The sequence below is a fragment of the Nostocoides jenkinsii Ben 74 genome (genome assembly GCF_001046875.1).
GTDB lineage: Bacteria > Actinomycetota > Actinomycetes > Actinomycetales > Dermatophilaceae > Nostocoides_A > Nostocoides_A jenkinsii.
Map to the genome: position 1 here is coordinate 1,659,807 of NZ_HF571038.1, position 26,232 is coordinate 1,686,038.

At 69.3% G+C, this 26,232-nt stretch carries 23 protein-coding genes; 8 read left to right on the top strand and 15 right to left on the bottom strand.

The features are described from left to right. The 6 genes from BN13_RS07735 to BN13_RS07760 form a co-directional block, all read right to left on the bottom strand. A partial coding sequence (locus BN13_RS07735) for an Ig-like domain-containing protein (RefSeq protein ID WP_407667847.1) occupies nucleotides 1–3,569 on the bottom strand: 3,569 nt, incomplete at its 3' end. A 75-nt stretch (nucleotides 3,570–3,644) separates the two neighbouring features. Next, nucleotides 3,645–5,171, bottom strand: a complete 1,527-nt coding sequence (locus BN13_RS07740) for a serine/threonine-protein kinase (RefSeq protein WP_048545780.1) — start codon at nucleotides 5,169–5,171, stop codon at nucleotides 3,645–3,647. Further along, entirely contained in the window at nucleotides 5,168–6,802 is a 1,635-nt protein-coding gene (locus BN13_RS07745) for an FHA domain-containing protein (protein WP_048545783.1), read from the bottom strand. Before BN13_RS07745 ends, BN13_RS07740 begins: the two co-directional genes overlap by 4 nt. Beyond that, nucleotides 6,799–7,584 (bottom strand): PP2C family protein-serine/threonine phosphatase, encoded by a 786-nt coding sequence (locus tag BN13_RS07750; RefSeq protein ID WP_084733634.1) that lies wholly within the window; start codon nucleotides 7,582–7,584, stop codon nucleotides 6,799–6,801. The genes BN13_RS07745 and BN13_RS07750 overlap by 4 nt, the downstream gene beginning before the upstream one ends. Nucleotides 7,585–7,661: 77 nt before the next feature. Beyond that, complete coding sequence (gene icmF / locus BN13_RS07755) at nucleotides 7,662–10,898, bottom strand: fused isobutyryl-CoA mutase/GTPase IcmF (RefSeq protein ID WP_048545785.1); 3,237 nt, start codon at nucleotides 10,896–10,898, stop codon at nucleotides 7,662–7,664. Between the two features lie 40 nt (nucleotides 10,899–10,938). Continuing rightward, complete coding sequence (locus tag BN13_RS07760; RefSeq protein WP_048545787.1) at nucleotides 10,939–11,133, bottom strand: glycosyltransferase family 2 protein; 195 nt, start codon at nucleotides 11,131–11,133, stop codon at nucleotides 10,939–10,941. 87 nt (nucleotides 11,134–11,220) lie between these two features. On the opposite strand from BN13_RS07760, the gene BN13_RS07765 reads away from it, so the two are divergent. Genes BN13_RS07765 through BN13_RS20755 form a run of 4 tightly spaced genes read left to right on the top strand, consistent with a single transcriptional unit; the run spans nucleotide 11,221 to nucleotide 14,493 of the window. Further along, a complete protein-coding gene (locus BN13_RS07765) occupies nucleotides 11,221–12,141 on the top strand; it encodes a sulfotransferase (protein ID WP_084733635.1) in 921 nt (306 codons plus the stop codon). Continuing rightward, complete coding sequence (locus BN13_RS07770; RefSeq protein WP_157038500.1) at nucleotides 12,138–13,673, top strand: lipopolysaccharide biosynthesis protein; 1,536 nt, start codon at nucleotides 12,138–12,140, stop codon at nucleotides 13,671–13,673. Before BN13_RS07765 ends, BN13_RS07770 begins: the two co-directional genes overlap by 4 nt. Before the next feature lie 27 nt (nucleotides 13,674–13,700). Further along, a complete protein-coding gene (locus tag BN13_RS07775; RefSeq protein ID WP_048545793.1) occupies nucleotides 13,701–14,204 on the top strand; it encodes a MarR family winged helix-turn-helix transcriptional regulator in 504 nt (167 codons plus the stop codon). A gap of 46 nt (nucleotides 14,205–14,250) precedes the next feature. Beyond that, nucleotides 14,251–14,493, top strand: a complete 243-nt coding sequence (locus BN13_RS20755; RefSeq protein WP_048545795.1) for a mycothiol transferase — start codon at nucleotides 14,251–14,253, stop codon at nucleotides 14,491–14,493. A gap of 97 nt (nucleotides 14,494–14,590) precedes the next feature. Here the strand turns inward: BN13_RS20755 and BN13_RS07785 are convergent, their stop codons facing one another. Beyond that, entirely contained in the window at nucleotides 14,591–15,271 is a 681-nt protein-coding gene (locus tag BN13_RS07785; RefSeq protein WP_048545797.1) for a hypothetical protein, read from the bottom strand. A 152-nt stretch (nucleotides 15,272–15,423) separates the two neighbouring features. Between BN13_RS07785 and BN13_RS07790 the strand changes: the two genes are divergently transcribed. Next, nucleotides 15,424–17,289 carry a sensor histidine kinase gene (locus tag BN13_RS07790; RefSeq protein WP_048545800.1) on the top strand — a complete coding sequence of 622 codons (1,866 nt, stop codon included), beginning with the start codon at nucleotides 15,424–15,426 and terminating at the stop codon, nucleotides 17,287–17,289. Then, on the top strand, nucleotides 17,286–17,957 hold the full coding sequence (locus BN13_RS07795) for a response regulator (RefSeq protein WP_201329065.1): 672 nt from the start codon (nucleotides 17,286–17,288) through the stop codon (nucleotides 17,955–17,957). Before BN13_RS07790 ends, BN13_RS07795 begins: the two co-directional genes overlap by 4 nt. Before the next feature lie 272 nt (nucleotides 17,958–18,229). Here BN13_RS07795 and BN13_RS07800 read toward each other — a convergent pair whose 3' ends face one another. Both BN13_RS07800 and BN13_RS07805 read right to left on the bottom strand, forming a co-directional pair. Then, nucleotides 18,230–18,886 (bottom strand): response regulator, encoded by a 657-nt coding sequence (locus BN13_RS07800; RefSeq protein WP_048545802.1) that lies wholly within the window; start codon nucleotides 18,884–18,886, stop codon nucleotides 18,230–18,232. After that, nucleotides 18,874–20,835, bottom strand: coding sequence for a sensor histidine kinase (locus tag BN13_RS07805; protein ID WP_048545803.1), 1,962 nt, complete (start codon nucleotides 20,833–20,835; stop codon nucleotides 18,874–18,876). The genes BN13_RS07800 and BN13_RS07805 overlap by 13 nt, the downstream gene beginning before the upstream one ends. Nucleotides 20,836–20,973: 138 nt before the next feature. On the opposite strand from BN13_RS07805, the gene BN13_RS07810 reads away from it, so the two are divergent. Beyond that, nucleotides 20,974–21,702, top strand: coding sequence for a hypothetical protein (locus tag BN13_RS07810; RefSeq protein ID WP_048545804.1), 729 nt, complete (start codon nucleotides 20,974–20,976; stop codon nucleotides 21,700–21,702). Between the two features lie 42 nt (nucleotides 21,703–21,744). Here the strand turns inward: BN13_RS07810 and BN13_RS20905 are convergent, their stop codons facing one another. The 6 genes from BN13_RS20905 to BN13_RS07835 form a co-directional block, all read right to left on the bottom strand. Continuing rightward, on the bottom strand, nucleotides 21,745–21,975 hold the full coding sequence (locus BN13_RS20905; RefSeq protein ID WP_048545805.1) for a helix-turn-helix domain-containing protein: 231 nt from the start codon (nucleotides 21,973–21,975) through the stop codon (nucleotides 21,745–21,747). Further along, a complete protein-coding gene (locus tag BN13_RS07820) occupies nucleotides 21,975–22,490 on the bottom strand; it encodes a hypothetical protein (RefSeq protein WP_235434140.1) in 516 nt (171 codons plus the stop codon). Before BN13_RS07820 ends, BN13_RS20905 begins: the two co-directional genes overlap by 1 nt. Then, nucleotides 22,483–22,629 (bottom strand): hypothetical protein, encoded by a 147-nt coding sequence (locus BN13_RS19205; RefSeq protein ID WP_157038501.1) that lies wholly within the window; start codon nucleotides 22,627–22,629, stop codon nucleotides 22,483–22,485. The genes BN13_RS07820 and BN13_RS19205 overlap by 8 nt, the downstream gene beginning before the upstream one ends. A gap of 309 nt (nucleotides 22,630–22,938) precedes the next feature. Beyond that, nucleotides 22,939–23,400 (bottom strand): hypothetical protein, encoded by a 462-nt coding sequence (locus BN13_RS07825; RefSeq protein ID WP_048545806.1) that lies wholly within the window; start codon nucleotides 23,398–23,400, stop codon nucleotides 22,939–22,941. Next, a complete protein-coding gene (locus BN13_RS07830; RefSeq protein ID WP_048545807.1) occupies nucleotides 23,390–23,941 on the bottom strand; it encodes an RNA polymerase sigma factor in 552 nt (183 codons plus the stop codon). Before BN13_RS07830 ends, BN13_RS07825 begins: the two co-directional genes overlap by 11 nt. Beyond that, the gene (locus BN13_RS07835) at nucleotides 23,938–25,323 is read right to left on the bottom strand and encodes a S8/S53 family peptidase (protein WP_048545808.1); all 1,386 of its coding nucleotides are present in this window, start codon (nucleotides 25,321–25,323) and stop codon (nucleotides 23,938–23,940) included. Before BN13_RS07835 ends, BN13_RS07830 begins: the two co-directional genes overlap by 4 nt. Before the next feature lie 101 nt (nucleotides 25,324–25,424). Between BN13_RS07835 and BN13_RS07840 the strand changes: the two genes are divergently transcribed. Beyond that, nucleotides 25,425–26,232: tetratricopeptide repeat protein (locus tag BN13_RS07840; RefSeq protein WP_162199931.1), on the top strand; the 808-nt coding region annotated here is incomplete at its 3' end.

The following is a 26,232-nucleotide window of genomic DNA, read 5'->3' on the forward strand; positions in this document are numbered from 1 at the left end:
GCGGGAACATACAGCATGCCTGCGGACCGAGCACCCGCCTCATCGGAGACCACAAAGGGAATGGCCTGCGGCGTCGCGGAAAAGGTGACGGTCGCTCGCGATCCCGAGAGCTTGACCGTCGGATCGGCGACGGTCACCGACAACTTCGCTGAGTTGCCATCCGGGTCGTATGCCCGTTCCAGCAGGTCCACGGTGGCCTCGGCCCTGCTCGGGTCGGCCCCCTTGGCCACGACGTCATACACACGCGGCGGGTTCTGGTATCCCTTGACGCTGCGAATAGTGGCGGTCGCCAGAGTGGACTTCCCCGCGAGTCCCGCCACGCCATACGAAATGGTCAGGGGAAGGGCTTTGTCGGCGGGGGCGGTGGCCAGCAAAGTGCGACCGCTCTTGTCGAGACTGACGCCCGCCGGGAGGGCAGCGTTTGTCTCGGTCAGGGGCTGCACGACGACGGGATCTCCGCGTGCGACGAGATCGTTCTCGACGAGTGGCATGGTGACCTGCGCGCCGGGGGCGGCAATGAGCGAGTCCGGGATCGTGACGGCCGGGGCGGGCGCCTGGGGGTCCAAGACGCCGACGGCGACATCCGCGAGGCCCACACCGCCGAATCGATCGGCGACCGCGATCCGGAACCGGTCCGTTCCCGAGCGGCCACCCTCGGGATAGGCCTGGTAGGTCACCGCGTTGGGGCTGAACCCGAGAACTCGGCCGAGCGTTGGTGGCGACGCAAGCCCGGCGACGACGACAGAGTCACCGTCGGGGTCCTGACCCCACGACGGCATGGGGATCGTGATCGTCTCCCCGGCATTGGTCCTGGCCTCAACCAAAGAGGGGCTCGGATTGTGGTTTTCGAGTTCCTTGGTGGGGGCAGGGGTGATCTCCACAAGCACCCGCCCACCGGCACGATCTCCGGTCGGCGTCTGCGCGACATAATCGACCACGACCCGTCCGCCCGTGGGAGGTGCCTTTGGGGCGTTGTACTGGATGCTCGACCCCACGACGTAGGCATCACCGACGTCGGTGCTCGTTGGCTCGGCCGGATTCGTCACCATAAGTTGACCCGGCTTCGGGGCGCCGTCGATCGCGGCAAGCAGTGTCAACGGAGCACCGCCTGGGGTTCGGTCGTTCTCCAGTGCGGCGATGCGCACCGAATCCCCAGCGCGAACCGTCACCTTGTCCGGAGCTGTGATCGGCAAATCCTGGGCCATGGCGGGGCTCATCACGACAGTCAGGCTGGCGGTAGCCCGCTTCGTGCCGTTGGTGACGACGTAGCGGATTGTCGACGATCGCTCGCGTGTCCCGGTCGGGACAACCCGCAGCCACCGCCCGCCCACGATGGAGGCCTGGATCGGCTCGCCGCCGACGTCGACCGACTGCACCGACAGGAGGGCACCGCCTAGGTCGACGTCGTTGGCCAGCACATCGCTAAAGGCCGGCGACTGACCATGAACCATCACGACATCAGCGGTCGCGATCGGCGGCTGCACGTCCTTGGGAGGCTCCGCAACGTCGACGCGAATACGACCCACGGCGGGGGCTGCGGAACCGATGCCCGCAGTGTAGGACAGCAGGTAGGTCCCGGCCGACGCGGCGGTGAAGCGCACGAGCCCGGTGGCTAGGTCTGTCTTTATCTCAAGTCGCGCCGCGGCTGCCTGCTCGCGATTCTCCGCGACGACATCCGCCTGCAATGCCAACGGAGCATCGGGATTCCTCGGATCGACACCGGGAATGTCGTTGACGAGTGGGGCGATGGTGATCTCGCCCTTCGTCACCGCGCGCACCGCATCCGGCACTGCCGTGGGGGCGACGGTGCTTTGCCCGTCGCTCGCGACGACCGAGACCTGAACCGTGTGGCTGGTGGACTTGCCCCGATCGTCCGCCACGCGCATGGACACCGAGAGCGTTCCCGAACTGTCCGGCTGCGCAGCCACCTCTACCCCCGCCCCGTCAGGCGTCAATCGAGCGGTTCCCGGTCCTCGAACCTTTGGCGCGGTCACCGCGAGCGGATCGCCGTCATCGTCGCGCCAGTCCGACACGATCGGGATCACCAGACTCGATCCCGCGGCCATTGACCAAACGCGCGGCTTGAGGTTCGCCGCCGGTCGAGGCACGCGATTTCCCTTGGCTACCCGCCGAACGACGATCGTCGACTTGGCCGTGCCCTTGGGACGACCGTTGCTGACCGTGTACGTCAGTTTGGGGACTCGCGCCTTTGCATCCGTCGACACCGTGACCGATTGGCCGTCCGGCGCGATCGTCGCGGCCCAGCCCGTCCCCTGCCGCGGCTGGACATCCGTGACGGACAGAACTCCGCCACTCGGGTCGGCGTCGTTGTCCAGCACGTGGATCGACGCGGCTTCGCCCGGGCGAACCCCCTCAAGAGTGTCGGGCGCGGGCTCCGGTTTGGCCTTGAGGTCAGCCTGCTCCGGATTGTGACTGTTTTCGTCCCGGCCGCGCGGGGGAATGAGATTGGTCCAGTCCTCGACCGCCCGCTCAGTCGTCGGGTCGTAAATCTGGCCGGAGTCCTGGTCGTTGAGAACGACGAAGCCCCGGTTGGCGCGGAACACCGGCTGGAGGGTGGGTTCGTCCGGCGCGGCGAGGCGTGCCGGACGGTTCTGGCCACACCCCTGGACGACGGTGGCCGGGCTACCCGCCCACGCGGCATACGCGCAGCCGTCGGCAACAAGGGGTGCGGTGGGCGCCCCGACAGCCTGCCGAAAGGACGACTGCGGTGCGCCACCGCTGAGACTGATCGACACCAAGCCAGTCGTCGTTGCCACCAGCGCGGACGGCCGATCCGGGCCGGCCTGCTGCGGGCGCGCGTCGGCGCCGTCGAAACGCGCCGGGGCACCGTCGTCGATCTGCACTGTCTGCCGATCCGGATCCACCAGCACCACGTGATCGCCAACGGCGCCGAGCCGAGGATGAGCGACCGCCGTGGTCCGGCTCACGACCGGCTTGGCAAATTCTCCGGAGTCATCGACCGGGACAGCGACCCGCCCCCCGAGGTGGTCGACGGCGAGGATCGTGCCTGATTGGGTCACCACCAGATCCGCCGAGTCGGACTTCCCTTTGCCGATCGTGGCGAGCGGTGGTGCGGAGAGAGCGTTGAGGGAGACGATGGGGTCGTCGGCCGTATAGCGCAAGGCGCGGATCTCTCCCGTAGCCGGATCCAAGGTGGCCAGCGTGCCGCCGCCAATCTTCACGATGGCCCCGATGGCAACTTGCGCCACGTCGGCAGGGAGGGGCAGAGCGAGTTGGGTGTCCACCGGTGTGAGGCGCCCCCTGGCACGGTCATACGTGACGACGGTGTCGCCGTCCTGGACGACATCGAGGTCGTAGTGTTCCTGGCCTGCCGAGTCGGCATAGAAGCCTGCGTCCAAAGCCCGCGCCGTTTTGTTCTGTCGCCCGAACTGTCCAACGGCACTGCGCGTGACCCACACGCCCGAATCGACGCCCGCCACGCTCCGCACGGGAATGCCGTCGGCGACAACCGCGAGACCGGTGACGCCGGCGAGCGCGAGCGCGCCGCCGACCACAACGGCCGCTGCTTTCGTGCGGCCCCGCCTCATCGATTCACCCTCCAGCGTTCGGCTGCTGGCATCGTATGGAGCGACACGGGCCGGCGCCTGTCCCCTGATTTGGGGTCATTCGGAACAGACGGGCGCCGACCTTGATTGGGGCACTGCCCGGAGGTCGGCGGGCACGACTTCCACGGTGAGGCAAACCAACCTTCCCTTGACCCACGGGACGTTGAGGACAGGGTCAGCTGAGGTTCCGGTGGTGGTTTCTGGCGGGCCGGCGCCGGAGGTCGTCGTGAGCGTCCATCGGTAAGAGTCGCCCGGATCGCCGTAGTCGTAGTCCCAGACGAAATGGTTCTTCGAGCCTTGTTTCTCCCACGTGACGCGCGGTCGTCCCGGTGCCGGAGGGATTCCCTGATCGCTTCCTGCAGTTGTCGTCGACCGGCCACGGGGCTCCGACCCGCTCCCGCGACCGAAGGCCACATACCCCAGCCCTAATGCGGCGGCCGTAATCAGTGCGGCACCGGCAACCAGAGTTCCGGTGCCGACGGTGCGGTCGGGCGACCCGGCCGGCCGACTCCGCGGTCTGCTCTTGCCAGTGATGCCTTCCAGGTCCCCCGGTTTGATCCGCCCCGAGGTGTCGTCCCCGGTTCGGCCAATGGGGTCGACATGGATGATCTCGGAGCTGGACGACGCGGCCGGGCCGTCCTGGGGGGCTCGACGTCGCCGGGTGGAGTCCGCGGTGGTAGTTGGTTCCAAGATCGGACCTAAGGGCTGACCACCGCTATTTTCCAAAACGACGAACGGCGACACGGAAAGCCGTAGCTCGTTCTGGACCGCCTGCAGGGACCGACCGAGTTCGGCAGCCGTCTGCGGGCGCATCGCCGGCTCCTTCGCCAATCCCCGTCGCAGGATGCGTTCGAGAGAGGCCGGCACATCGGCTCGACCGGTCGGCGGCGGGGCAGCGTCGCGGATGCGCGTCATCAACGACATGCGGGTGTTGTCCCCGGACAACACCTCGAAGGGGGATCGACCGACCAGCAGGTGCCAGATGGTCGCGGTCAGCGAATAGACGTCGGTCGCGCGCGATCCGCGCGTCATGGTGAAGAGCATCTCCGGTGGCGACCAGGGGATCGACACACCGGCATCGTCGTCATCGGCGTCCGCCTCCAGGGAGGCGGCCACGCCGAAGTCAGTCAGGCCGGGTGCCCCACCCGGCATCGTCAAAATGTTGGCTGGTTTGAGGTCGCGGTGAATGACCCCGGCCCGATGCGCACTCTCGACCGCGCTGGCGACGACTACGCCGATGGTGAGAACGTCGTGCAGGGGCAATCGACCGCCGACGGACCGCTCGGCCATGGTCGGGCTCGGACAGAACATCATGGAGATGTAGGGATGGCCCTCGCGGGTTTGCCCGATGGCGTAGATCCTGACCACATTGGGGTGCTCCAGGGCCGCCATCGCCTTGGCCTCAGCCTCGAACTTGGCCCGCGAGTTGGCATCCAGCGAGGGGTCACGGATGACCTTGATCGCCACATCGCGATCAAGCGCCAGCTCGCGATAAAGATAGACGTCACCGAACCCGCCGCGACCGCTGATCAACCTCACGAACTGATGGCCGGCGATCGAGGGTGCCGTCGGTGCGGATCTCACGAAGTGGCCTCATAGAGCAGGCTCACCGTCTTGGCCAGAATCACCGTGCAACCCGGATCGATGGCGACGGGGACCCCGGGCGTGAGCGCGACACGCTGGCCGTCCAGGTGCAAGACTTCCGTGCCGTTGGTCGAGCCGATGTCAGTGACCGACACCATCCAGTGGTCCAGGCTCACCTGTAGGTGCTGGCTGGAGACCTCGTTGGTGGGGTCTATGACGGGCATCAGGTGCGGCGTCTCCCCGTGGAAGTCGGCAGGAACCCGAGGCGCTCGTCCGACGTAGATCTCTCGGTCGAGATCCACGCTCTGCCCGGTTGAGGAGTTCAACCGTCCAAGCACGGGTCGTGGCACTTCGACTGCCTCTTGGGGCGGAACGACGTCGCCGCATACACGGCAGTGCGCCTGAAATGCGAGGGTGAGGTGTCCGCGTGGGCACCGTGACGCCATGACCTTCGGCGCAGCCGGTGCCGCGGAGTCCGACATCCCGAACCGGGCGACCGTGACATCCAAGTCGTCGACCGACGGGCGGGGAACCGCGCCATCGTCAAAGGACGCGATCGTCGTCAAGCCATAGGGGTCGACCTCGCCCACACCAGGATCGTCGCCAAGACTCCCCACCGAGCCGCTGTTGACGGGGACCACATTAATGACATCTCGGTGAGGTTCGGGGTCTGTCGTCGTCTCACTGTCGCCGGATAATCCCCATACGTCCGGCTCGAAAGGCGGGGCTGGATCGATGATCGGGGCCTGCTCGACGAGCGGGGCGGGGTCGGTAGCCTCGGTCGACGGTGAACGGTCATCGACGTCCGGCCAATCCAGGTCCCACGAGAAGGAGTCGACCTCTATCGCGGGTGGCAAAGCGGGGGATGGATCCCCGACCGTGACGGCCGACGTCATCAGCGCGATGTCCTCGATCTCCGACGTCAGGCTGGGCTCGCGATCCTCCTCGGCGGGAAGTGTCGTGCGGACGGGGATTACCTCATCAGCAATCACCTCATCGGCAGTCACCTCGTCGTCAGTCACATCCTCGGCTACATCGTCCACATCCTCGGCTACCTCGTCGAAGACGTCCTCCTCCACCTCCTCCGCTGTCCCCCCATCGGCTGTCACCTCATCGGCATCCGTCGGGTTGGCGATGCCAACTGGCGCGGACTCCTCGAGGCCCGGGTCCCCACCTCCCTCACCGGCCGTGGCCGAGATATTGACCCCGCCAGCCCGGGCTATTCCGTCGACGAGAGGAAGCCCGTCGCTGCGGTCAGTCGTCACGGCGGAACTGATCCGAACGACCTCCGCTCCGACCAGGTCACGATCGGCGACCCCTCGGGCTTCCTCGATCACCTGGGACGAACCGTCCGAGGAGACCGTGGCTCGCAGGCCGCCGTGCAGGACGAGACGTGGCGCTTCGTCCTGCTCCCCCCAGCGAAGCACGGCGAATTGCGGTGCGGCATACAAGCCTCGGTCAAGGAACTGTGCCAGGACCTCCTCCAGCGGACTCTCGGAGGCCAAGCGCTCGTAACACGCAAGCGCCACGGAGAGGTCGACATCGGCGGCCAATAGGACGACGACGCCGGAGCGGCTGACGAGCCACCCGTCTCCCGTCTCGTAGGAAACCTGCCAGGTCGTGGAGTTCATGATGAAACCTCGCTTTGAGAACGGCGGAGGGTGCTGGACTGGGTAGCCTCGGCGGTTGCCATCGAGGTCAGGACGTCGACGACGACGACGGTGATGTTGTCGCGGCCCCCGGCCGCCAGGGCAGCGCGCACGAGTTCCACGGCAGTCTCCGTGGCGGAGTTGCCTCCGATCAGGGCGGCCGAGATCAGATCGTCCGTGACTTCGCTGGTCAGCCCATCGCTAGTGATGAGCCACCGCTGACCGACCACGGCGGGGACCACCAGCAGGTCGAGTGCCGGTGTCGGCCACTCGCCGATGGCCCGCGTGACGATATGTCGCGATGGATGCTCCCGCGCCTCCTCGAGTGTCAGCAGGCCCGCCGAGATGAGTTCCTGCACTTCCGAATGATCGACAGTCAGCTGACGAACGACGCTGTCCCGCACCTCGTAGACGCGCGAGTCCCCGACATGAAAGACGGCCCAGTGCTCCTCCTCGTCCTCGGCGATCAGCGCGATGCCCGCAAGGGTCGTGCCGAGGCCGAGGCCTTCGGGATGGGTTCGCCCGTAGGCGACGACGGCTCGGTTGGCCTCGACGACCTGAGAACGCAACGCGTCACACGTCACCGGTGCCCGGTCAAGTCCAGCCAGAACTTCTAACGCCGTGCGGCTGGCAATCGCGCCAGCGGCGTGCCCGCCCATCCCGTCAGCGACCACAAAGAGGCGGCTCCCGACGAACAGCGCGTCCTCATTGGCCCGTCGAATGCGCCCGACGTGGGAGGCCTTTCCGACTTCGACCGCCAGCACGCAATGAAACTATCCGCCGGGCCGCCTGGCTCTTAGTCCCCGAAATCAAGGACAACGCATCCCCGACACCGGCCACCTCAGACGTTGCGGCGGTACTGGCCACCCACCTCGAAGAACGCCTCGCTGATCTGGCCCAGGCTGGCCACCCGAACCGTCGACATCAACTCGGCGAAGAGATTGCCGCCGGTGGTCGCGACCTCTTTCAGCCGCTCCAGGGCCGCCGGAGCCTCCTCCCGGTGGGCCTCATGGAAGGCCGCCAGCCGAGTCAGCTGCGACTGCTTCTCGGCCTCGGTCCCCCGGGCCAGTTCGATGTCGTGAGCGTCATGGCTGTGGTCGTCGGACAAGAAGGTGTTGACGCCGATGAGCGGCAGGGAGCCGTCGTGCTTGCGCTGCTCATACAGCAAGGACTCGTCCTGGATCTTGCCCCGCTGATAGCCCGTCTCCATCGCGCCCAGCACACCACCGCGCTCGGCGATGCGCTCGAACTCGACCAGCACCGCCTCCTCGACCAGGTCGGTCAGCTCGTCGATGATGAACGACCCTTGCAGCGGGTTCTCGTTCATCGACAGGCCCCATTCCTGGTCGATGATCAGTTGTATGGCGAGTGCTCGCCGCACGCTGTGGGCCGTCGGCGTCGTGATCGCCTCGTCAAAAGCGTTGGTGTGCAACGAGTTTGCGTTGTCATAGAGCGCGCATAGGGCCTGCAGCGTCGTGCGGATGTCGTTGAAGTCCATCTCCTGCGCGTGCAGGGACCGGCCCGAGGTCTGGACGTGATACTTCAGCTTCTGGGCGCGCTCGCCCGCGCCATACCGATCCCGCATCGCGACCGCCCAGATGCGCCGCGCCACCCGCCCGATCACGGAGTACTCCGCGTCCATCCCATTGGAGAAGAAGAAGGAGAGGTTGGGGGCGAAGTCGTCGATCGCCATACCGCGGGCGAGATAGGCCTCGACATAGGTGAAGCCATTGGCGAGCGTGAACGCCAGCTGGCTGATCGGGTTGGCCCCGGCCTCGGCGATGTGGTAGCCGCTGATCGACACCGAATAGAAGTTGCGCACGTCGTGCGCGATGAACCACTCCTGGATGTCGGCCATCGCGCGTAGCGAGAACTCGGTGGAGAAGATGCAGGTGTTCTGCCCCTGGTCTTCCTTGAGGATGTCGGCCTGCACGGTCCCCCGCACGGTCGACAGCGCCCGGGCCCGGATCTCTTCCGCCTCGGCCTCGTCCGGCTCGCGCCCCTCCTCCTCACGGAAGGCGTCGAGTTGCTGGTCGATCGCGGTGTTGAGGAACATCGCCAGGATCGAGGGGGCCGGCCCGTTGATCGTCATCGAGACGCTGGTCGTCGGCGAGCAGAGGTCGAAACCGCCATACAGGACCTTGACGTCATCGAGGGTGGCGACGCTCACCCCGGAGGTGCCCACCTTCCCGTAGACGTCCGGACGGAGCTCGGGGTCACGGCCATACAAGGTGACGGAGTCGAATGCCGTCGACAGCCGGGTGGCGGGCTGCCCGGCGGAGAGCAGGTGGAAGCGGCGGTTGGTGCGCGCCGGGTCACCTTCCCCGGCGAACATCCGGGCCGGCGCCTCCCCCGTGCGCTTGAACGGGAACACGCCGGCGGTGAACGGAAAGAACCCGGGGAGATTCTCCGCGCGCAGGAAGCGCACAATCTCGCCGTCGTCGGTGAACCGCGGCAGCGCCACCCGGTTGACGGCATTGCCGGACAGGGTCGTCTTGACCAAGAGGGTGCGGATCTCCTTGCCGCGCACCACATATACCTGCTCTTCTCCGGTGTATGCCGCGCGCGTCGCCGGCCACGCCGCCAACAGGTGCGTCGTGGTCGGGTCGAGCGCCGCGGCGGCTTCCGTCGCGAGGTCGCCGACCACGGCGGCGGCGGCCTCGTCACGGGTGGCAACCAGGTCCCGGGCGGCGGCGAGTTGCTGTCGGGTGCGCGCCTTGGCCGACTGGTCGGCGGTGACCTGGTGATAGTCGCGCACGGACGTCGCGATCTCGGCGAGATAGCGCTCGCGCCCCTTCGGCAGGACCGAGGTCAGGCTGCTGGAGACCTTCGTCTCGGGCGTCGGCAGCAGGCCCTCGAACGGCTCGAGCCCCTTGGCAACAAGGGCCGACTTGAGGTGCTGATAGAGCGCGGTGACACCGTCGTCGTCGAAGCGGGCGGCGCTGGTCCCGAAGACCGGCATGTCCTCCCACGCCGTGCCGAACGCCAGCCGGTTGCGCACGAGTTGCCGGGCGACGTCGCGGCGGGCGTCCTCGGCGCCCCGGCGCTCGAACTTGTTGATGGCCACGACGTCGGCGAAGTCGAGCATGTCGATCTTTTCCAACTGGCTCGCGGCGCCGAACTCCGGGGTCATCACATAGAGCGAGACATCGGCGTGGTCGGTGATCGCGGCGTCACCCTGGCCGATGCCGGGCGTCTCGATGATGACCAGGTCGAAGCCCGCGACCTTAGCCGCGTCGACCATCGCGTCGAGGTTGGCCGGGACGACGCCCCCGGCGCTGCGGGTCGCGACGGAGCGGAAGTAGACCACGCCGGGCTCGATGGCGTTCATCCGGATGCGGTCGCCGAGCAGCGCGCCGCCGCCCTTGCGCCGGGTCGGGTCGATGGCGATCACTGCGGCGCGGACCTTGTCTTGAGAGTCGCGCCGCAGCCTGCGCAAGAGTTCGTCGGTCAGCGACGACTTGCCGGAGCCGCCGGTGCCGGTGATCCCGAGGACCGGCACCGAGCGCCCGGCGGCCGCGGTGCGCAACTGCCCGACGAGGTCGGCATCGGTGCTCGCCTCCAGCACGGTGATGGTGCGCGCCAACGCCCGCTCGTCCCCGCTCAGCAGGGCGTCGACGGCTGCGGGCTCGGCGGCCAGGTTGGTGTCGCATTCGCGGATGAGTTCGTTGATCATCCCCGGCAGGCCGAGGCGCTGGCCGTCCTGGGGGCTGAAGATGTGCACCCCGACGGCCGCGAGGGCCGCGATCTCGCTCGGCACGATGACCCCGCCACCGCCGCCATAGACCTTGATATGTCCGGCGCCGAGGGCCGCCAACTCCTCGGCCAGATAGGTGAAGTACTCGACGTGCCCGCCCTGATAGGAGCTGACCGCGATCCCCTGCCCGTCCTCTTGGAGGGCGGCCGTCACGATCTCGGCGACGCTGCGGTCGTGCCCGAGGTGGATGACCTCGGCCCCCTGGGACTGCAGCAGCCGGCGCATGACGTTGATCGCGGCATCGTGGCCGTCAAACAGGCTCGCGGCGGTGACGAAGCGGACCGGGTTGACCGGAACGTGGAGGGCGGGCTTCTCGGTCATGGGGCGCTCCAGCGACGTCGGGGAGGCGGACACTAAAATACTAGGACGTCCATGTATTTCTGTCGAACTCGTCCACGAGCCGCGGGTCCGGAGCAACGCCGTCGTAGACCACGACGACCTCAAGCGGACCCTGATACTCCTGGATCAACGCCGAGCGGATCGCCCGGCGCAGCAAGTCGGGCCGGTCCATGGTCGGGATGACCACCGACACGGATGGGCGGATGTCGTTGCTCATGACGAAGGCCTGACGGGGGGCTGTCGGTGGGTGGCTGGATGATCGGTGGCCTGGGGTCGTTGAGCGGATCACGAGAGGGGTGGGCTGATGGGCACAGGCCAGTCGGGAGGGGGCCTGGCGGGCGCCGCGAAGGCGGTGCGGGCGCGCGGCAGTGAGCGTGGCCGGGCGGCGCTGGTCGCGGGCGCCGATGTCGTCGGGAGGGCGAGCGCCGATGCCCGAGTGCTGCCGGGATTCTTGATCGCGGGGGGTCAGCGCTGCGGCACGACCTCGATGTATCAGGCGCTGCGCCAGCAACCCACGCTCTTTCGGCCGACCTGGCGCAAGGGCGTGCACTACTTCGACATGGCCTATGGCGAGCGCGACCTCCGTTGGTATCGCAGCCATTTCCCCTTGTGCCGGCAACTCGCGCGGGCGAGCACGCGCCACGGCGGGGACGTTGCGCACGCCTTCGAGTCGAGCCCCTATGACCTCTTCCATCCGCAGGCCCTGGATCGGATCGCCACCGACCTGCCCGACATCCGGCTTCTCGTGCTCGTCCGCGACCCGGTGGAGCGCGCCTACTCCTCCCACGCCCACGCCCGCGGCTACGAGAGCGAGCCGTTCGCGCGGGCCCTGGAACTGGAGGAGAGCCGCCTCGCCAGCGAGGTGGAGCGGATCGTGGCGGACGCGGCATACGAGTCGAAGGCTCACCGACATCAGGCCTATCGCAGCCGCGGGGAGTATGCCGCGCAGCTCGCCCACGCCGGACACCTCCTCGGGCGCGAGCGGATCCACGTGGTGGACTCGCACCGCTTCTTCCGCGAGCCGCTACCGGTGCTCGATGAGGTTCTCGGGTTCCTCGGCGTGACGACGCGGGTGCCGACGAAGGTCGAGCAGCACAACGCCCGTCCTCGGCTGCCGCTGGATCCCGGCCTCGCCCGGAAGTTGCGTGCGCACTTCGCGCCGCACGACGCCGCCCTGACGCGCTGGCTCGGCACCGAGCCGACGTGGGTGGCGGAGGGCTGGTGACCGAGCCCAAGGGCGGGTCGATGCGCGCGCTTCGGCGCGGGAGCATGCTCAACCTCTTCGGCGCCGGAGTGACCACGATCTGCCAGCTCGGGGTGGCCATGGCCACGACCCGGGGCCTGGCGTCCCAGGACGCCGCCGGCGTGGTCTTCACGCTGACCTCGGCGTTCCTGATCGCCGCGACGATTCTGCGGCTGGGCTCGCCGACCGCGCTCGTCCTGTTCGTCGCCCGGACCCCCGACGAGGACGGCGCGCGCAGCCGGCGCTTCCTCTCGATCGCGGTCCGGGTCATCGCGCCGCTCGTCGCCGGGGTCGTGGTGATCACGCTGGGCGCGGCGGGGTGGGCAGTGAAGTACGCCCCGGACAGCCTGGTGGGGGAGGCGACCCCGCTGGTGATCGCGCTCGGTCTCACTTTGCCGTTTGCGGTCCTGCTCGATGCGATCCTGTCGATCTCGCGCGGCCATCACGACATGCGCCCGACGGTGGCGATCGAACGGATCGGGCGGCCCGCATCGCAACTCCTGCTCTCGGGGGCCGCCATCCTCTGGTGGCCGACCGTCCTGGGTATGGGGCTTGCCTGGGTCCTGCCCTACCTCCCGGCTTTCCTGGTGGCCATCCGGGCGACGCCGTGGCTGCGGCGGCCGCGGGGGCGGCATACGGCACGGGCGCAGGCGGCACGGGTTCGGGCGGCAGGGGTTCGGGCGGCAGAGGGGCGTGCGGAAGTCGGTTCAGAGGTCGGTCCCGAGGAAGTAGCCGAGTTCCGCTCGTTCTTGTGGGCCCGGACGTTCATCGCGTTCTCGCAGGTGCTGTTCGCGCGCTTGGACGTCGTGTTGCTCGCGGCCCTGACGGGGCCGGCGGCGGCGGCCTTGTATACGGCGGCGACGCGCTTTGTGGTTGTGGCGCAGTTGATCCAGCAGTCGATCAGCACAGCCTTCGAGCCCGGCCTGGCGAAGGCGTCCGCGTCGGAGGGGCCAGCAGCGATCGGGCGGCTCTACAAGACGGGGACGACCTGGCTGGTGTGGCTCGCGTGGCCGTTCCTGCTGGTCATCGCGGTGCTGGCGCCGTGGTGGCTGAAGGTCTTTGGATCGGGGTACGCGCAGGCGCCGGACGTCGTCGCCGTGCTGGTCTTCGCGATGATGGTCTCGACCGGCATCGGCACGGTCGAGGTCATGCTCAATGTCGCCGGTCGCGCGCGGAGCCTGGTGTCCTACAACATCGCCGGGCTGATCATCATGGTCGGGGTCGACCTGCTGCTGATTCCGCGACTCGGCGCCCTCGGGGCGGCGATTGGGTGGGCGGCCACGATCTGCTTCAAGAACATCGCTCCCCTCATCGAGTTCCGCCTGCGAATGGGCATCTATCCGTTCTCTCCCGCCTGGGCAGTCGCCGCTGTGACGTCCCTCGTCTGTGGGGGCGCGCTGCCACTGGCCGGGCGCTGGTTTGCCGGTGGACTCGGCGCCTCAGTGGGGGCGGTGGCCGGGGCGGGAGTGTGCGCGGCCGCTCTGTGGCGGCGACGCGGCCTCCGCCAGTCCTGAGGCTCCGCCCCTCCTAGACTCGACCGTATGCCGCCCCCTCCCGACGCGATCGACCCGATCGCCGAGGCCCGGCGACGGTGGGTCGAGCACGGGTGGGTCGACGCGGCGCCGGGGATGGCCGCGATCACCTCCCTGATGCGGGCCCAGGCGATCGTGTCGCGGCGGGTGGAGGTCGCGCTGCGACCGCTGGGGATCACCTTTGCCCGCTACGAGGTGCTCATGCTGCTGTCGTTCTCCCGGCGCGGCTCGCTGCCGATGTCGCTTATCGGCGCCAGATTGCAGGTGCACCAGACGAGCGTGACGAATGCGGTGGACCGGCTCGAAGCCGCTGACTATGTCCGCCGCTCGCCGCACGCCCAGGACCGCCGCGCGACCATCGTGACACTGACCGACGCGGGCCGGGAACTGGCGGAGAAGGCCACCGAGGTGCTCAACCGGGACGTGTTCAGCCAGCCCGGGTTGGGGCCGGCAGGTGTTGAAGTGCTGCTCGGGCAGCTTGACGACTTGCGTCACGATGCCGGCGACTATTAGGGGGCGTTTCCGCGCTGGGCACCGCGGCTGAGCTAGCGTCGCGGGCATGACCGATCCTCATACGTCCCCCGCCGAGCCTGCCGCGGTTGACCGCCTCGGGGCGGACATGATCAAGCGCCTGCAGACCCTCAACGAGGCGATCCTGTGGAAGCTCGACGGGCTCACCGAATATGACCTGCGCCGCCCGCTCACCCCCACCGGGACCAACCTGCTCGGTGTGGTCAAGTGGCCGAATCGCTGCTGGTGCACTCGGTGCTGCGGGGGCATTGTGCAGCGGGCTGGGGAGTGAAAGACTTGACGTGCTTCGGCCGACCTGATGTGCCCTCCGGCAACTGCGCCTCTGGCGGTGTACCCGTGATTGCGCCGCGGCTCAGCTCACGTCGCCTTCACCCGGTGGCTCCGCTCAGTTCAGGGGTGTCGTCGGCCACCCGTCCCGCGGGGCCGCGCTGCTGCCTGGCGATGATGACGGCCGCCGCGAGGAGCCAGAAGGGCAGGAGGAGGTAGGTGACGAGTCCGCCCGGCGGGATCCCGGCGTTGCCGAGGGCGCCGAGGACCCCGAAGACGACGCTTGTCACCGCGAACCAGCGCGGGAGGACGGCGCCGCGCAGCCCACCCAGACCCATGGCCACGAGCGCGGTCGCGAGCCCGATGCCCAAACCGGCCCATCCGAAGAAGTGGCCGTAGCCGAGAATGCGAACAGCCTCGTCGTCAGTCGACCCGGCGGCCCCGTTCAACAGGGCCCAGTTCCACGCCACCAGTTGGCTCAGGCTCGCGGTGACGACGATCCAGCCTGCGTACGCCACGCTCGACCAGGTCGCCTCCGAAGGTTCGGCGGACCGCAGGAGGTTGCGTACCGCGGTGGCGAAGAAGAGCAGGCAGATGCCCATGACGACGAGGCACGCGACGGACGCGTGGTTGCGGAGCAGGTGGGACTCGATGACCGCGGTGGAGGTCGACGAAGGTTCGTCGCCGTCGCTCACCGATTGGAGGGAGCCGTGACCGATCCAGCACAGGCCGGCGAGGGCTCCGGTCCAGGGAACGAGTCGTTCGAAACGGGTGACAGGCATGACCACTCCTCGGGTGCGGGGCGGCACGGTGCCGCGTGGTAGTGAATGTGGGGGTTCTGCCCGTCCGGGTTCATGAGGCAGAAGTCCCGGAGGAGTCGGGAACTCGTCCCGGGTGTGGGACGCGCAGGTGGTCAGGAGGCCACACTGGTTCGATGGGTGCTGCGGTGGTGGTCTTTGCGGCCGGACTGCCGGTGCTGATCGGTGTGCTCGTCGCGACCCGAAGCCCGCACCGGGTCGTCGGCCTTCTCCTCGTCGCCCACGGGCTGTCGGTGGCGGCTGTCGGCATCGGGTCGTCGAGTGCGCTGGCCGGCACCTCCCGACTGGTCGCGGACCAGCTGGTGCAAGGCTTCTGGGTCCTGCTTTTCGCGTGGTTGGCCTTGGCGGTCTACCTTCTCCCCGACGGGAGGTTCCCGTCGGGCCGGTGGCGCACGTGGGTCGTGACCTGCGCGGTAGGGACGGGGGCGTTCGTGCTCGGGGCAGTGGGCGACGCTGCGTCCTTCGGGGCGGACCACCCAGGGGTCGCGCCGCCGCTGCCCACCTTGCCCCAGCCAGTCTCGGCCGTGCTCGGTGGTGGGGGCTTGGTCGCGGTCGGGCTGTTGGTGGCCGGGGCCGCGACGTGGGTGGCCCGCCGGTTGGGCCATGTCGAGGACGATTCGCGCACCAGGCTTCTCTGGCTTGTCTGGGGCGCAGTCGCGATGCCGGTCAGCCTCGTCGTCGGCTGGCTCAACCGGCTTGTGCTGGGGAACATCTCGTGGCTGGCTGACTCGGCTCTGGCCGTCGGGGTCCTCTCGGTGCCCTTGGCGATCGGGGTGGCCATCCTTCGGCACCGGCTCTTCGACATCCGTGTCGTTCTGAGCCGCACGGTCACCTACTCCGTCATGGTCGGGGGTGTCCTCCTCCTGTACGCGGCGCTGCTCGAGGGGGTGAGACGACTGGGCGGCGACCGGACCGTCGGGGGTCTCGTGGCTGTCGCCGTCGTCGCGGTGACGGTCCATCCTGTCTTCTCCCGGCTGCGGCGAAGGGTGGATCGGAAGGTTTACGGGTATCGATCCGACCCGCAGCGCGCCCTGCGTCTTCTTGCGCAGCGCTCCGGCTCGCTTCCTCCGGAGGCCCTCACCGGAGCCATCACGGAGGTCGTGGCCGAGGTCATGCGTATCTCGCCGGTGCGGATCGATGATCGCGCGTCCCGTGACCGCGGCGACTTGTCCGTGGCGCTGCAGCATCGGGGTCAGGTCCTCGGTTACCTCGTCGTCCGCCGTCCGGCGGATCGTCGCCTCGGCGAGGGGGAGATAGCGCTCCTCGAGGACCTCGCCCGCTACGCGGCCGTGCTCGTCCGTGCTGACCGAGAGCACGCTGACGTGAGGATCTCGCGTTCGCGCATCGTCACTGCCCGCGAGGAGGAACGTCGAAGGCTCCGACGCGACCTCCACGACGGGGTCGGCCCCTCCTTGGCCGCTGTCGTGCTGACGCTCAACGCGGCCGAGTCACGCACCAACACGGGCGAGCGCGCAGCGCTGCTCGCGGAAGCACGCGCAGAGGTGCGGGAGGCCATCGCCGAGGTCCGCCGGATCGTCGACGACCTGCGTCCACCCGCGCTCGACGAAGTCGGGCTCCTGGGGGCCATCCGACAAAGAGCGCTGCGTCTGTCGGGAGACGTCGTCATCGATGTCCACGGTCCTGCGGTCCTGCCCGAGCTGCCTGCCGCCGTGGAGAGCGCAGCGTTCAGGATTGCCTCGGAGGCCATGACCAACGTCGTACGTCACTCAGGGGCCCGCTGGTGCCAGGTCTCGGTAATCGTCGCGGGCCAGGACATCGAGGTGGTCGTTTCCGATGACGGGCAGGCTCCCATGGATGCGCAGCCCGGGGTTGGCTGGCAGTCGATGTGCGATCGTGCGATGGAGCTCGGTGGAACGTGCCGTTTTGCCACCGACCCGAAGACCGGCGGACTCGTCGTGCGGGCGCTGTTGCCCGGACGGGTGCCGAGTCCGCCGCCCGGCGAGGGGATGGTGACCGCGTGATCCGCCTTCTTCTCGCCGATGACCACCCCGCCTTCCGGCGCGGACTCGAGCTGATGCTCGACGACGTGGACGACGTCGAGGTCGTCGGGCGCGCAGCGACCGGCGCCGAAGCCGTCGAGCTCGGTGCTCAGCTCTCTCCCGACGTGGTCCTCATGGATCTTCGGATGCCTGACCTGGACGGCATCGAAGCGACGCGCAGGCTCGTGCAACACGACCCGGTTCCGGCCGTCGTCGTCCTCACCATGTTCGAGGACGGTGAGTCGGTGATCGCGGCCATGCGCGCCGGGGCCCGCGGCTACCTCCTCAAGGGCGCCGAGCAGGACGAGATCGAACGCGCCGTCCGCGCGGCCGCGGCGGGCGAGGTGATCTTCGGCCCGGCGGTCGCGAGTGGGGTGATTGCGCGCCTGACTCGCGATGGCCAGGCGCGCAGCCCTGCGTTCCCGTCGCTCACCCAACGGGAGCGCGAGGTCCTTGCCCTGATCGCCGTGGGCAAGGGGAACGCCGCGATCGCCCATGAGTTGCAGATCAACCTCAAGACGGTGCGCAACCACGTCTCAAACATCTTCACCAAGCTTCAGGTCACCGACCGCGCATCTGCCATCGTCAAAGCACGGGACGCCGGGCTTGCAAGCGCACAGGCTCTTCGACAGGCGAAAGAGCCTTCATGACGTCGAGGCCGCCACCCCGTGCTGCTGTCGACTCGTGAGCCATCCGACCGTGCGTCGGCTGGCTCACGACCCTGTCCGCGGCTTCGCCGGTTGTTTCGGGTCAGGTCACCACTGCCTTCGGCGGCCGCACGAGCCAACCCTTCCCCTTTGCACTGGGGTCCGGCGTGTCATGCGTCCGCGATCAGCGGTGGCGACGCCGCCGCACCGTTGGACAACGCCGCCGCGTTCCCCCTACCCACGTCGAGTCGAGGGACCAGCGGTGTGCGCTGGACTCAGTTGTTGGCAAGGTTTCGGTGGGACTCGAGGTAGCGCAGGACGGCGAGGACGCGGCGGTGCTCGTTGGTGGTGGTCTCGCCGAGGCCGAGCTTGTGGAGGATGCGGCTGACGTGGGTCTCTACGGTGCGGTCGGTGAGGACGAGGCGCGCGGCGATGCCGGAGTTGGTCAGGCCCTCGGCCATGAGGGCGAGGACCTCACGCTCGCGGGTCGTCAAGGGGGTGAGGGCTGTGCTGCCGCCGACCATGAGGCGGGCGACCACCTCGGGGTCGAGGGCGGACCCACCCGTGGCGACCCGTTCGAGGGCGGCCGTGAAGTCGCCGACGTCGAGCACGCGGTCCTTGAGGAGGTAGCCGAAGTGGCCTGCGGCGACGAGGTCGACGGACAGGCGTGACTCGACGTGCTGGGACAGGAGCAGGACTCCGGTGTCGGGGAGCTCGGTGCGGATGTGCGCCGCGAGCCGGGCGCCGTCGTCGGCGTGGTCCGGTGGCATCCGGATGTCGAGGATCGCGAGGTCCGGACGGTGCTCGAGGACAGCCGCCAGCGTCGACGGTGCGTCGGGGGTGTCGGCGACGACGTCGTGCCCGACCTCGGTGAGCAGGGACCGCAGCCCGGCCCGGAAGAGGGCCGAGTCCTCGCCGATCACGATCCGCACGGGATCACCGCGACGAGGGAGGTGCCCGCGGGCTGGCGGTCGGTGACGCTGAGACGTCCGCCGAGGGCGCGGACGCGGTCATGCAGCATGGCCAGCCCCGTCCCTCCCGCGATCCGGGCTCCGCCGGCACCGTCGTCGTGCACGGCGACGTGGAGCCCGTCGTCGGTGCGCCGGACGTCGAGCGCGACGCTGCGGGCGCCGGAGTGCTTGACGGCGTTGGTGACGCCTTCACTGGCGACGTAGTAGGCGGTGACGCTGACGTGGTCGGGGAGGTCGCCACCGCTGTACGACACGTGCAGCGGCAGCGCACTGGACCGGCTCAGGCTCTCGAGGGCGGGGCCGAGCCCGTCGTCGAGGCAGCTGGGCCGCAGGCCGTGGGCGATCTCGCGCAGCTCGCGGACGGCGAGCGCGAGCTCCTCCACGGCGTCGTCGACGAGGGGGTCGAGGGCGACCGAGCCGCCGCTGGCGACCTGGTGCTGGGCGACGCGCAGCCGCATCCCCAGGGACACGAGCCGTTGTTGGGCCCCGTCGTGCAGGTCCATCTCGAGCCGGCGCCGCTCCTCGTACCCGGCCCGCAGGAGGCGCTCGCGGCTCGCGTCGACCTCGACGAGGGCCTGGGACAGCTCGCCGCGCAGCCGGACCGACTCCGCGAGCAACGCGGCCTCGCGCGCGACGTCGGCCGGGACGCGCGGGTGTCCCGGTCCGGGGACGATGACGCCGATGTCGCTGCCGGAGAGCCGGATCGGGACGCCGTCACCGGGGACGGGCTCGCCGTCGACGTCGACCGGCATCGGTCGACCGGGCCGCCGGTACCCGACGCGCAGCCCGGGATCTCGCAGCGCCTCCTGCAGCACGGGCTCGAGACGCTCCGGTTGCGCCGTGCCCGCGTGCACCTCGCCGACGAGCACGCGCAGGGCGTCGACCCCGCGGGCCCGGCGCGGGTGGAGGCGGGCGCCGAGCACGCGCAGGAGCAGCGCGCGGGCGGGGAGCAGCAGGACGACGACGACCACGGTGGCCAGCACCGCGGGGACGGTGGACCCGGCCCCCAGCGCCAGGGCCAGGGCGGCGGAGAGCCCGGCGTGCGCGGCCACGACCCCGAAGGCGAGGAGGGGGTAGACGGTCGCAGCGACGACGGCCCGGTCGACGTCGTACAGCTCGTGCCGGAGCATCGCGACGAGCGTGGCAGCCGGGATGGCGAAGTTCATCGCGATGAGCCCGCCGAGCGCCACCACGGGAGTGCCGGTGAGGAGGTAGCCCGTCCAGCACAGCAGGATCGTCGCGGGCACGGTGAGGCAGGTCAGGAACATCCACCGCAGGCGGGCCCGGGCGACCTCGTCGGAGGCGGCGCGGTACCGGCGCCTCGTCGCGAGGGCGGCCATGACGAGCGAGCCGTAGAACACGAGCAACGCAGGGATCGAGCCGTACCCGACCCAGTGCACGCCGAACGGGCGGGGCCAGTCCTCCAGCGGGGGCATGAGCGGCCCCGGGGCGACGGCGAGCAGGGCGTTGAACGCGACGACCGACCCGAGCAGGGCGACCACCGTCCGGCGAGCCCGCCGGTCGGCGGGGCGGCCGTCGGGGAAGAGCAGCAGCACCATCGCGAACGGGACGAACCAGCCCATCCAGACGCCCTGGGTCAGGTTGAGGAGGGCGGCGCTTCCCGGGAGGTCGCTGGGTGCCGCGGCCAGCGCGTCGGCCCAGTTGCCGTGCGCCATCTGGAGAAGGATGTTCGTCCCCGCGGCCGTCAGCCACGTGCCCACCCAGTTGGCCGGGTCGTGCCGGGTCGCCAGCCAGCCCGCGGCGAAGGGGACGAGGGAGGCCAGCACGGTGCCGCCGACGATCCAGGTCCCGGCCGGCTCGGCGAGGTCGCGCACCGCGACCACCGTCAGGGCGAGGAGCGCGACGGAGACCCCCCACAGCAGGAAGGTCGTCCGTCTCGCCCAAGGCATGGCTCATGCTAGGGCGGCGGTCCGCGCCGCGTCATCCGTGCTGGTACCGACACCAGGTCGCGTACCTGCCCCGACGCGCCCACCCCGGCCCGACGGTGACGGTGGAGTCCTCATCCGCACACCGTCAGGAGCACGATCGTGACCACCACCGACCACCTCACGCAGAGCGCGACGACCGACGCTCGCGACACCCGCGACCTGCGCCGCACCTGGCGCCGGGTCGCCGCCCTCGCCCTCGTCGCCGGCCCGCTCGGCGTCACCGTCATCCGACTCGTCATGCCCTACTGGACCGACGACGCCCCCGCCCAGATGGTCGCCGGCTTCGCGGCCGACCCCGGCCGGGGTGCGGCGATGAACTGGCTCTCGCTCGTCGTCACCCCGTTCCTGCTCCTCAGCGCCTTGGCCATGGGGTTCGTCGCCCGACGCCGCGCACCGGTCATCGCGACCTGGGGGGCTGCGGTCCTGTTCGGCGCCTACGCCCTCGGCAGCGCCGTCAGCGCCCCGGACATCTTGGTCACCGCGCTGCTCGGGCGCGGCGACGACGAGGCCTCGGTGGCCGCCACCGCCCAGCTCCTCATGGACACCCCGGTCATGCTCGCCGGCGCCCTGTCCTTCGTCCTCGGCCACCTCGTCGGGATGGTGCTCGTCGCCGTCGCCGTCGTCCGGGCGCGCATCGTGCCGCTGTGGGTCGGGCTCGTCATCGCCGTGGCCCAACCGGTTCACGTGGTCTCGGCTGTCGTCGTCCCCAGCCGGATGCTCGACGTCGTCCTCGGCTGGGGCGCCACGACCCTCGGCTACGCCCTCGTCGCCCGCGCCGTCCTGCGGACCCCGGACGACGAGTGGGACCTGCCGCCCGTCCCGCGGTGACCGCCCGGCGGTCAGGCGCCCAGACCTGAGGGGGACGGCGGGTCACGACCTCGTCGTCCACCCTCTCGCCGGTCGGGGCGAACTGAGGGCCCGTCGAATGGCCGACTGCGTGCGGGCGGTCTGCTCAGCGATCTCTCGTAGGGAGGCCCCGTTTTCGTACTGCTCTTTCGCGAAGGCGATCAGGGCTTGGCGTTGCTCGGGGGTCTGTCGGGTGATGGCGGTGCCGATGAACTGCGGGAGCGGATCGCGGACAGGCCGCCCTGGGTAAACCATCAGGCGCGGGCCGCGCGGACGGCGTCGGTGGTGATCCGGGTCCGCAGCAGAAGGGCCTCGGTCTCTGTCCGGATCGTCTCCATCACCGGCGCCGCCTCGGCCCGCAGGAGCGCTTCGACCTCTTCGCGTTCGGCGCTGTTCCGGGGTTGGGACTCCAGCTCGGCGGCCACCTCGCTCCACCACCGCCGCAGGGTGTCGGCCCGGTAGGTGGCCACGATCAGCCGATCGGGCAGCACTTGGTCCCAGTAGGTCTTGCGGTAGCCGGCCACCCACCCCCCTGACCAGTCGATCCCGTAGTGCAGGAGCAGGATGAGCCGCCTAGCGACCCCCGCCGGCCCATCCACACCCACCGGCGTGACAGCCGCCTCGGCCGCGCCCACGGACTGAATCGCCTCGGCAGGACCAACACCCTGGCTCAGGCGGCGGCCCCGCATCAGCACAATCGGAGACGAGCCCTCCGCCGCGATTTGCGCCGCTATATCGGCCTCCAAATCGTCAAGCCACGCCTCAACCATCGTCAAGCCACGCCTCAACCGCGGCCTCCGACTCCGGCGACACCTCCGTGATCTCGGCCCCCTCCGGCACGCCACGCTCCAGCACATACCCAGGACCCACCCAGGTGGGGAACTCGGGTTCAAGGGGTGCCGTGGTCATTCTTCAATAATACTCCTGTTCGAGAGAATCCACCAGGGTCTAATCGGAAATTCGTTGCACTTTCCGAACCGACTTCGCCGCAGAAGCACCCCGTGACCACCCCTGGAGCGCTGGCGGGCGGCGCACCATACGACGCAGCGACGATCACTCCCACGCCGCCCCGTCCGCCGCCGCCCCCCGCCAGGCGCCTCCGCCGGCGCCCCTCGCGAACGTGAGCACGCCTTAAGTTCTTGAGCACGCCGTGGACGACGTGCTCAAGTTTCTAAGGCGTGCTCAAGTTCGAGGGTGGGCTCAAGTTCGAGGGTGGGCTCAGACCGTGAACCAGGGGCTACACACGACCCCCGAGGGGAACACCGCGATCATGCGCACCGTCCCGGCGGGGACCTGGGTGATCCGCTCACCGAACCGGTCCGGCGCGACCGGGATCACCTGGCCGTTGGGGAACTGCGCCGAGATCACCTCGGCCGCCTCCACTGTGTCCTCATCGTGTGCGACCAGCACGAGCCGGCGCCGCCGATACCCGGCCGGCTCGATTTCGACCCGCAGCCGGATGCTGCCCACCGCGAACGCCAACGCCGACTCATCCCCTCGGGTCAGCACCGGGTCCGCAGTCAGCTCAGCCAGCCGCGCATCGACGTCCACCCAGTCATGGATCGCCGACGCCGCCTCGAGCACCGCTTGTGGGGTGGACTCTTCGTCCTGGACCAGGGCCGCCAGGATGGCGATCAGCTGACGGTCGCCCTCTCCATAAAGTTCGTCATTAGTGGACATCGGCTGACTCCTCGAGGTGCTTGCGGAGGGTGGCAAGACAACGGATGCGCGTGGGCCCGATCGACCCGACCGGAATGGCCAGCTCGGCGGAGATGTGCTGGTAGCTCTCGGACTCGACTACCAACCGCCGCAACAGTTCTCGGCAGCGCTCACTCAGCAGCGCGAAGGCCTCGGCGACCTCCAGGATGGTCTCCTGCCGCAGCAGCTCATCCCCCGGCCGAGCGTCGTCGGAGGCGATGTCGGCGACGGTGATGTCGACCGGTTCATACCGGGACCGAGCCCGGATGAGGGCCAGACACTCCCGCTTAGTGGTCGTCACCAACCATGCCCCGACCCGCTCCGGATCGTGGATCCGGCCGAGATTCTCCGCCAATCGCAACCACACCGTCTGACTCACATCCGCGGCGTCGGCGTGGCTGAGGCGGCAACGCAAGGCCACGGCATACACCAAGCGCGCGAAGCGCGTCACGAGTTCGTTCCACGCCTGAGGATCGCCGTCGCGCGCCCGCTCGACGATGCTCGTGAGGTCGGCGTCGCTCATTGCGGTGGGAACGCGAGCACGTATGCCGCCGCGTCGTCGTCATCGAGATCGAGCACGTAGCCGTAATCCGGGCTGGGGAACGGCCGGGCCGAGCGGGCCCGTAGTCGATCCAGCGCGTCGCTCGGCGCGGCCCCCTCCCCGACGAATCCGGCGAGTTCCCCGGCCACCTTGGGCGCGGCGAAAGACGTGCCCGCCCACATGCCCCAGGGGTCCTGCTGCGGGTCGGTGATGTCCTCGACATACAGGCTCACGACCGGCATGGCCACGGCACTGAAATCCACCCACGGGCCGTAGTTGGACCAGGCCACCGGGTTGAGATCACCCTTCAAGCCCCCGACGCCGACCGCCCTCGTGTGCGAGGCCGGCAGCATCGGGATCGCCGTGCCGGAGTTGCCAGCGGCCGCCACCACGACCACAGAACTCGGCACGGCGTGCAGCGCGGCCGAGATGGCGGGCGAGCCGATCAGATCGGGATCCTCGAAGCCCAACGAGATGTTGATGACCTGGCAGCCGTCCTGGACGGCCTGTTTGATGCAGTCCTTCAGACGCCAGGAGCTGCCGAACCCCCACGCGTCGACCGCGCGGTACTGCCGGATCGTCGCCTCCGGCGCATGCCGCAGGACGCACCCCGTGACAAAGGTCCCGTGGCCGGCCCCAGGCGCAAAGACGCCGGGCTGCATCGGGTCCAGCGGGGGCCGCCCGTCGGGCGGGTCGATGACGTTGTCGCCCCACCCATCGGTGCGGGCCACCCCCTCGCGCTCGAAGCCCCCGTCGATGACGCCGACGACGACGCCCTCCCCCACCGGGAGTCCTCGATCCTTGCGCGACGCGACGACATCGGCCCGGTTGAGCGCGAAGTCGACCCGGACGGCCGGATCCGCATTCCCTTGGGGCCGAACAGGTTTGAACGTGATCGCGGTATAGGTGACGTCGTCGAAACTGATCTCCAGGGGCGGCTCCCCACCGGCGGGGTTCGCGCGCATGTCGCGCAGCGCGGCATACAAGGAGTCGGCGTCGAAGGGGTCCACGCCCAGGCGACTGATCCCCAGATCGGGGTCGTCATCCTGACTTACGATCGAGGAGCCGAAGCCGGCAAGCCAATCCGCGACGCGCGGGAGTTGCTCGGTCACGGCAATCACGGTGCCCGTCACCACGGCTCGGACGCCGGGCCCGATGACGTCGATGGATGGGCCGGCGGACGCCGGGTCGAGCGAGTTCCCGGCCGCCGCCTCGCGCACGTACTCGGCGTAGCGGGACAATCGTACATATGACTCCCGCCCACGACCTGGCGCCGAGGCGAAAGACTCTTCGAGTTCGCGATAATCCGGGCCAATTGCGCCCGCCAAGAGTTCCCTCTGTTGCTGCGGGTCCTCGTGCGCCATGATTTCTCCGTTCGGTTCCCGTTCTCGAGGGCGGTGTTATGACAAAGGAGTCATCACCTCGCGCTGTGATACATGCCGATTCAATCGCCCAGGCCCGGTCCTTGGGAAGCACGATCCTGGAGAACCCCGCGACCGCGACGCCCGCGGCGGAGGTCTTCCTCGCCGCCGTCGAAAACGCCGGCCACCACGAGGCCGCCGCCATCGTGCTCAACGCCTTGGCGTATGCCGCGCGCGAACTCCTCCACTCCTCCCAAGCCTTGTCGTATGCCGAGCGGGCCCTCGCCCGGGCCACCTCGGCCGGGTCCCGGGTCGAGCAGGCGCGCGCGCTGGTCAATCGCGCGATGATCGCCTTCGAGACGGGGGCGGTGGCGCAGGCGCGTGCCGACGTCGATGCCGCCCGCGACTTGGGCGAACTCGATGCTGCCGTCGCCATCGCGGCGGCGCTGCTGGCCAACGACGCGGGCGACCTCCCGACGGCGGTGACCTTGCTCGAAGGCGTGCTGGACCGAGCCGATCTCGACCCGCTGATGCGGCTGAAGGCCCTGAACAACCTCGGCTCGATCCTGCTGGCCACCGACCCCGAGCGGGCCCTCGCCTCGTTGCGGGCGGCCGAGGCGCTCGTGCCCGACCCACAGTCGATGTACGGCCCCGTCATCATGGTCAATTGCGCCCAGGCGCTGGTCTATCTCGGGCGCCTCCCCGAGGCCATGCGGACGCTCCAACAGTCCGAGACGGCCTACTCGGCGTTGACCGGGCGCGGCCTCGAGGCCGAGTGGCAACTCGAAGTCGGTCGCGTGTTCGGCGAGGTCCGGCTCCTGGGCGAGGCCCGGGCCGCGCTGGATCGGGCCCTGACCGGGCTCGCCGGCGACGGCGGCGCGCTCATCCGCGCGGACGCCCTGGTCTCGGCGG

Excerpts from the sequence above, each read along its gene's own strand:
- BN13_RS07745 (WP_048545783.1), bottom strand. The coding sequence starts at position 6,802 with ATGAACTCCACGACCTGGCAGGTTTCCTACGAGACGGGAGACGGGTGG.
- icmF (WP_048545785.1), bottom strand. The coding sequence starts at position 10,898 with ATGACCGAGAAGCCCGCCCTCCACGTTCCGGTCAACCCGGTCCGCTTC.
- BN13_RS07760 (WP_048545787.1), bottom strand. The coding sequence starts at position 11,133 with ATGAGCAACGACATCCGCCCATCCGTGTCGGTGGTCATCCCGACCATG.
- BN13_RS07765 (WP_084733635.1), top strand. The coding sequence starts at position 11,221 with ATGGGCACAGGCCAGTCGGGAGGGGGCCTGGCGGGCGCCGCGAAGGCG.
- BN13_RS07775 (WP_048545793.1), top strand. The coding sequence starts at position 13,701 with ATGCCGCCCCCTCCCGACGCGATCGACCCGATCGCCGAGGCCCGGCGA.
- BN13_RS20755 (WP_048545795.1), top strand. The coding sequence starts at position 14,251 with ATGACCGATCCTCATACGTCCCCCGCCGAGCCTGCCGCGGTTGACCGC.
- BN13_RS07785 (WP_048545797.1), bottom strand. The coding sequence starts at position 15,271 with ATGCCTGTCACCCGTTTCGAACGACTCGTTCCCTGGACCGGAGCCCTC.
- BN13_RS07790 (WP_048545800.1), top strand. The coding sequence starts at position 15,424 with ATGGGTGCTGCGGTGGTGGTCTTTGCGGCCGGACTGCCGGTGCTGATC.
- BN13_RS07805 (WP_048545803.1), bottom strand. The coding sequence starts at position 20,835 with ATGCCTTGGGCGAGACGGACGACCTTCCTGCTGTGGGGGGTCTCCGTC.
- BN13_RS20905 (WP_048545805.1), bottom strand. The coding sequence starts at position 21,975 with ATGGTTTACCCAGGGCGGCCTGTCCGCGATCCGCTCCCGCAGTTCATC.
- BN13_RS07820 (WP_235434140.1), bottom strand. The coding sequence starts at position 22,490 with ATGGTTGAGGCGTGGCTTGACGATTTGGAGGCCGATATAGCGGCGCAA.
- BN13_RS19205 (WP_157038501.1), bottom strand. The coding sequence starts at position 22,629 with ATGACCACGGCACCCCTTGAACCCGAGTTCCCCACCTGGGTGGGTCCT.
- BN13_RS07825 (WP_048545806.1), bottom strand. The coding sequence starts at position 23,400 with ATGTCCACTAATGACGAACTTTATGGAGAGGGCGACCGTCAGCTGATC.
- BN13_RS07830 (WP_048545807.1), bottom strand. The coding sequence starts at position 23,941 with ATGAGCGACGCCGACCTCACGAGCATCGTCGAGCGGGCGCGCGACGGC.
- BN13_RS07835 (WP_048545808.1), bottom strand. The coding sequence starts at position 25,323 with ATGGCGCACGAGGACCCGCAGCAACAGAGGGAACTCTTGGCGGGCGCA.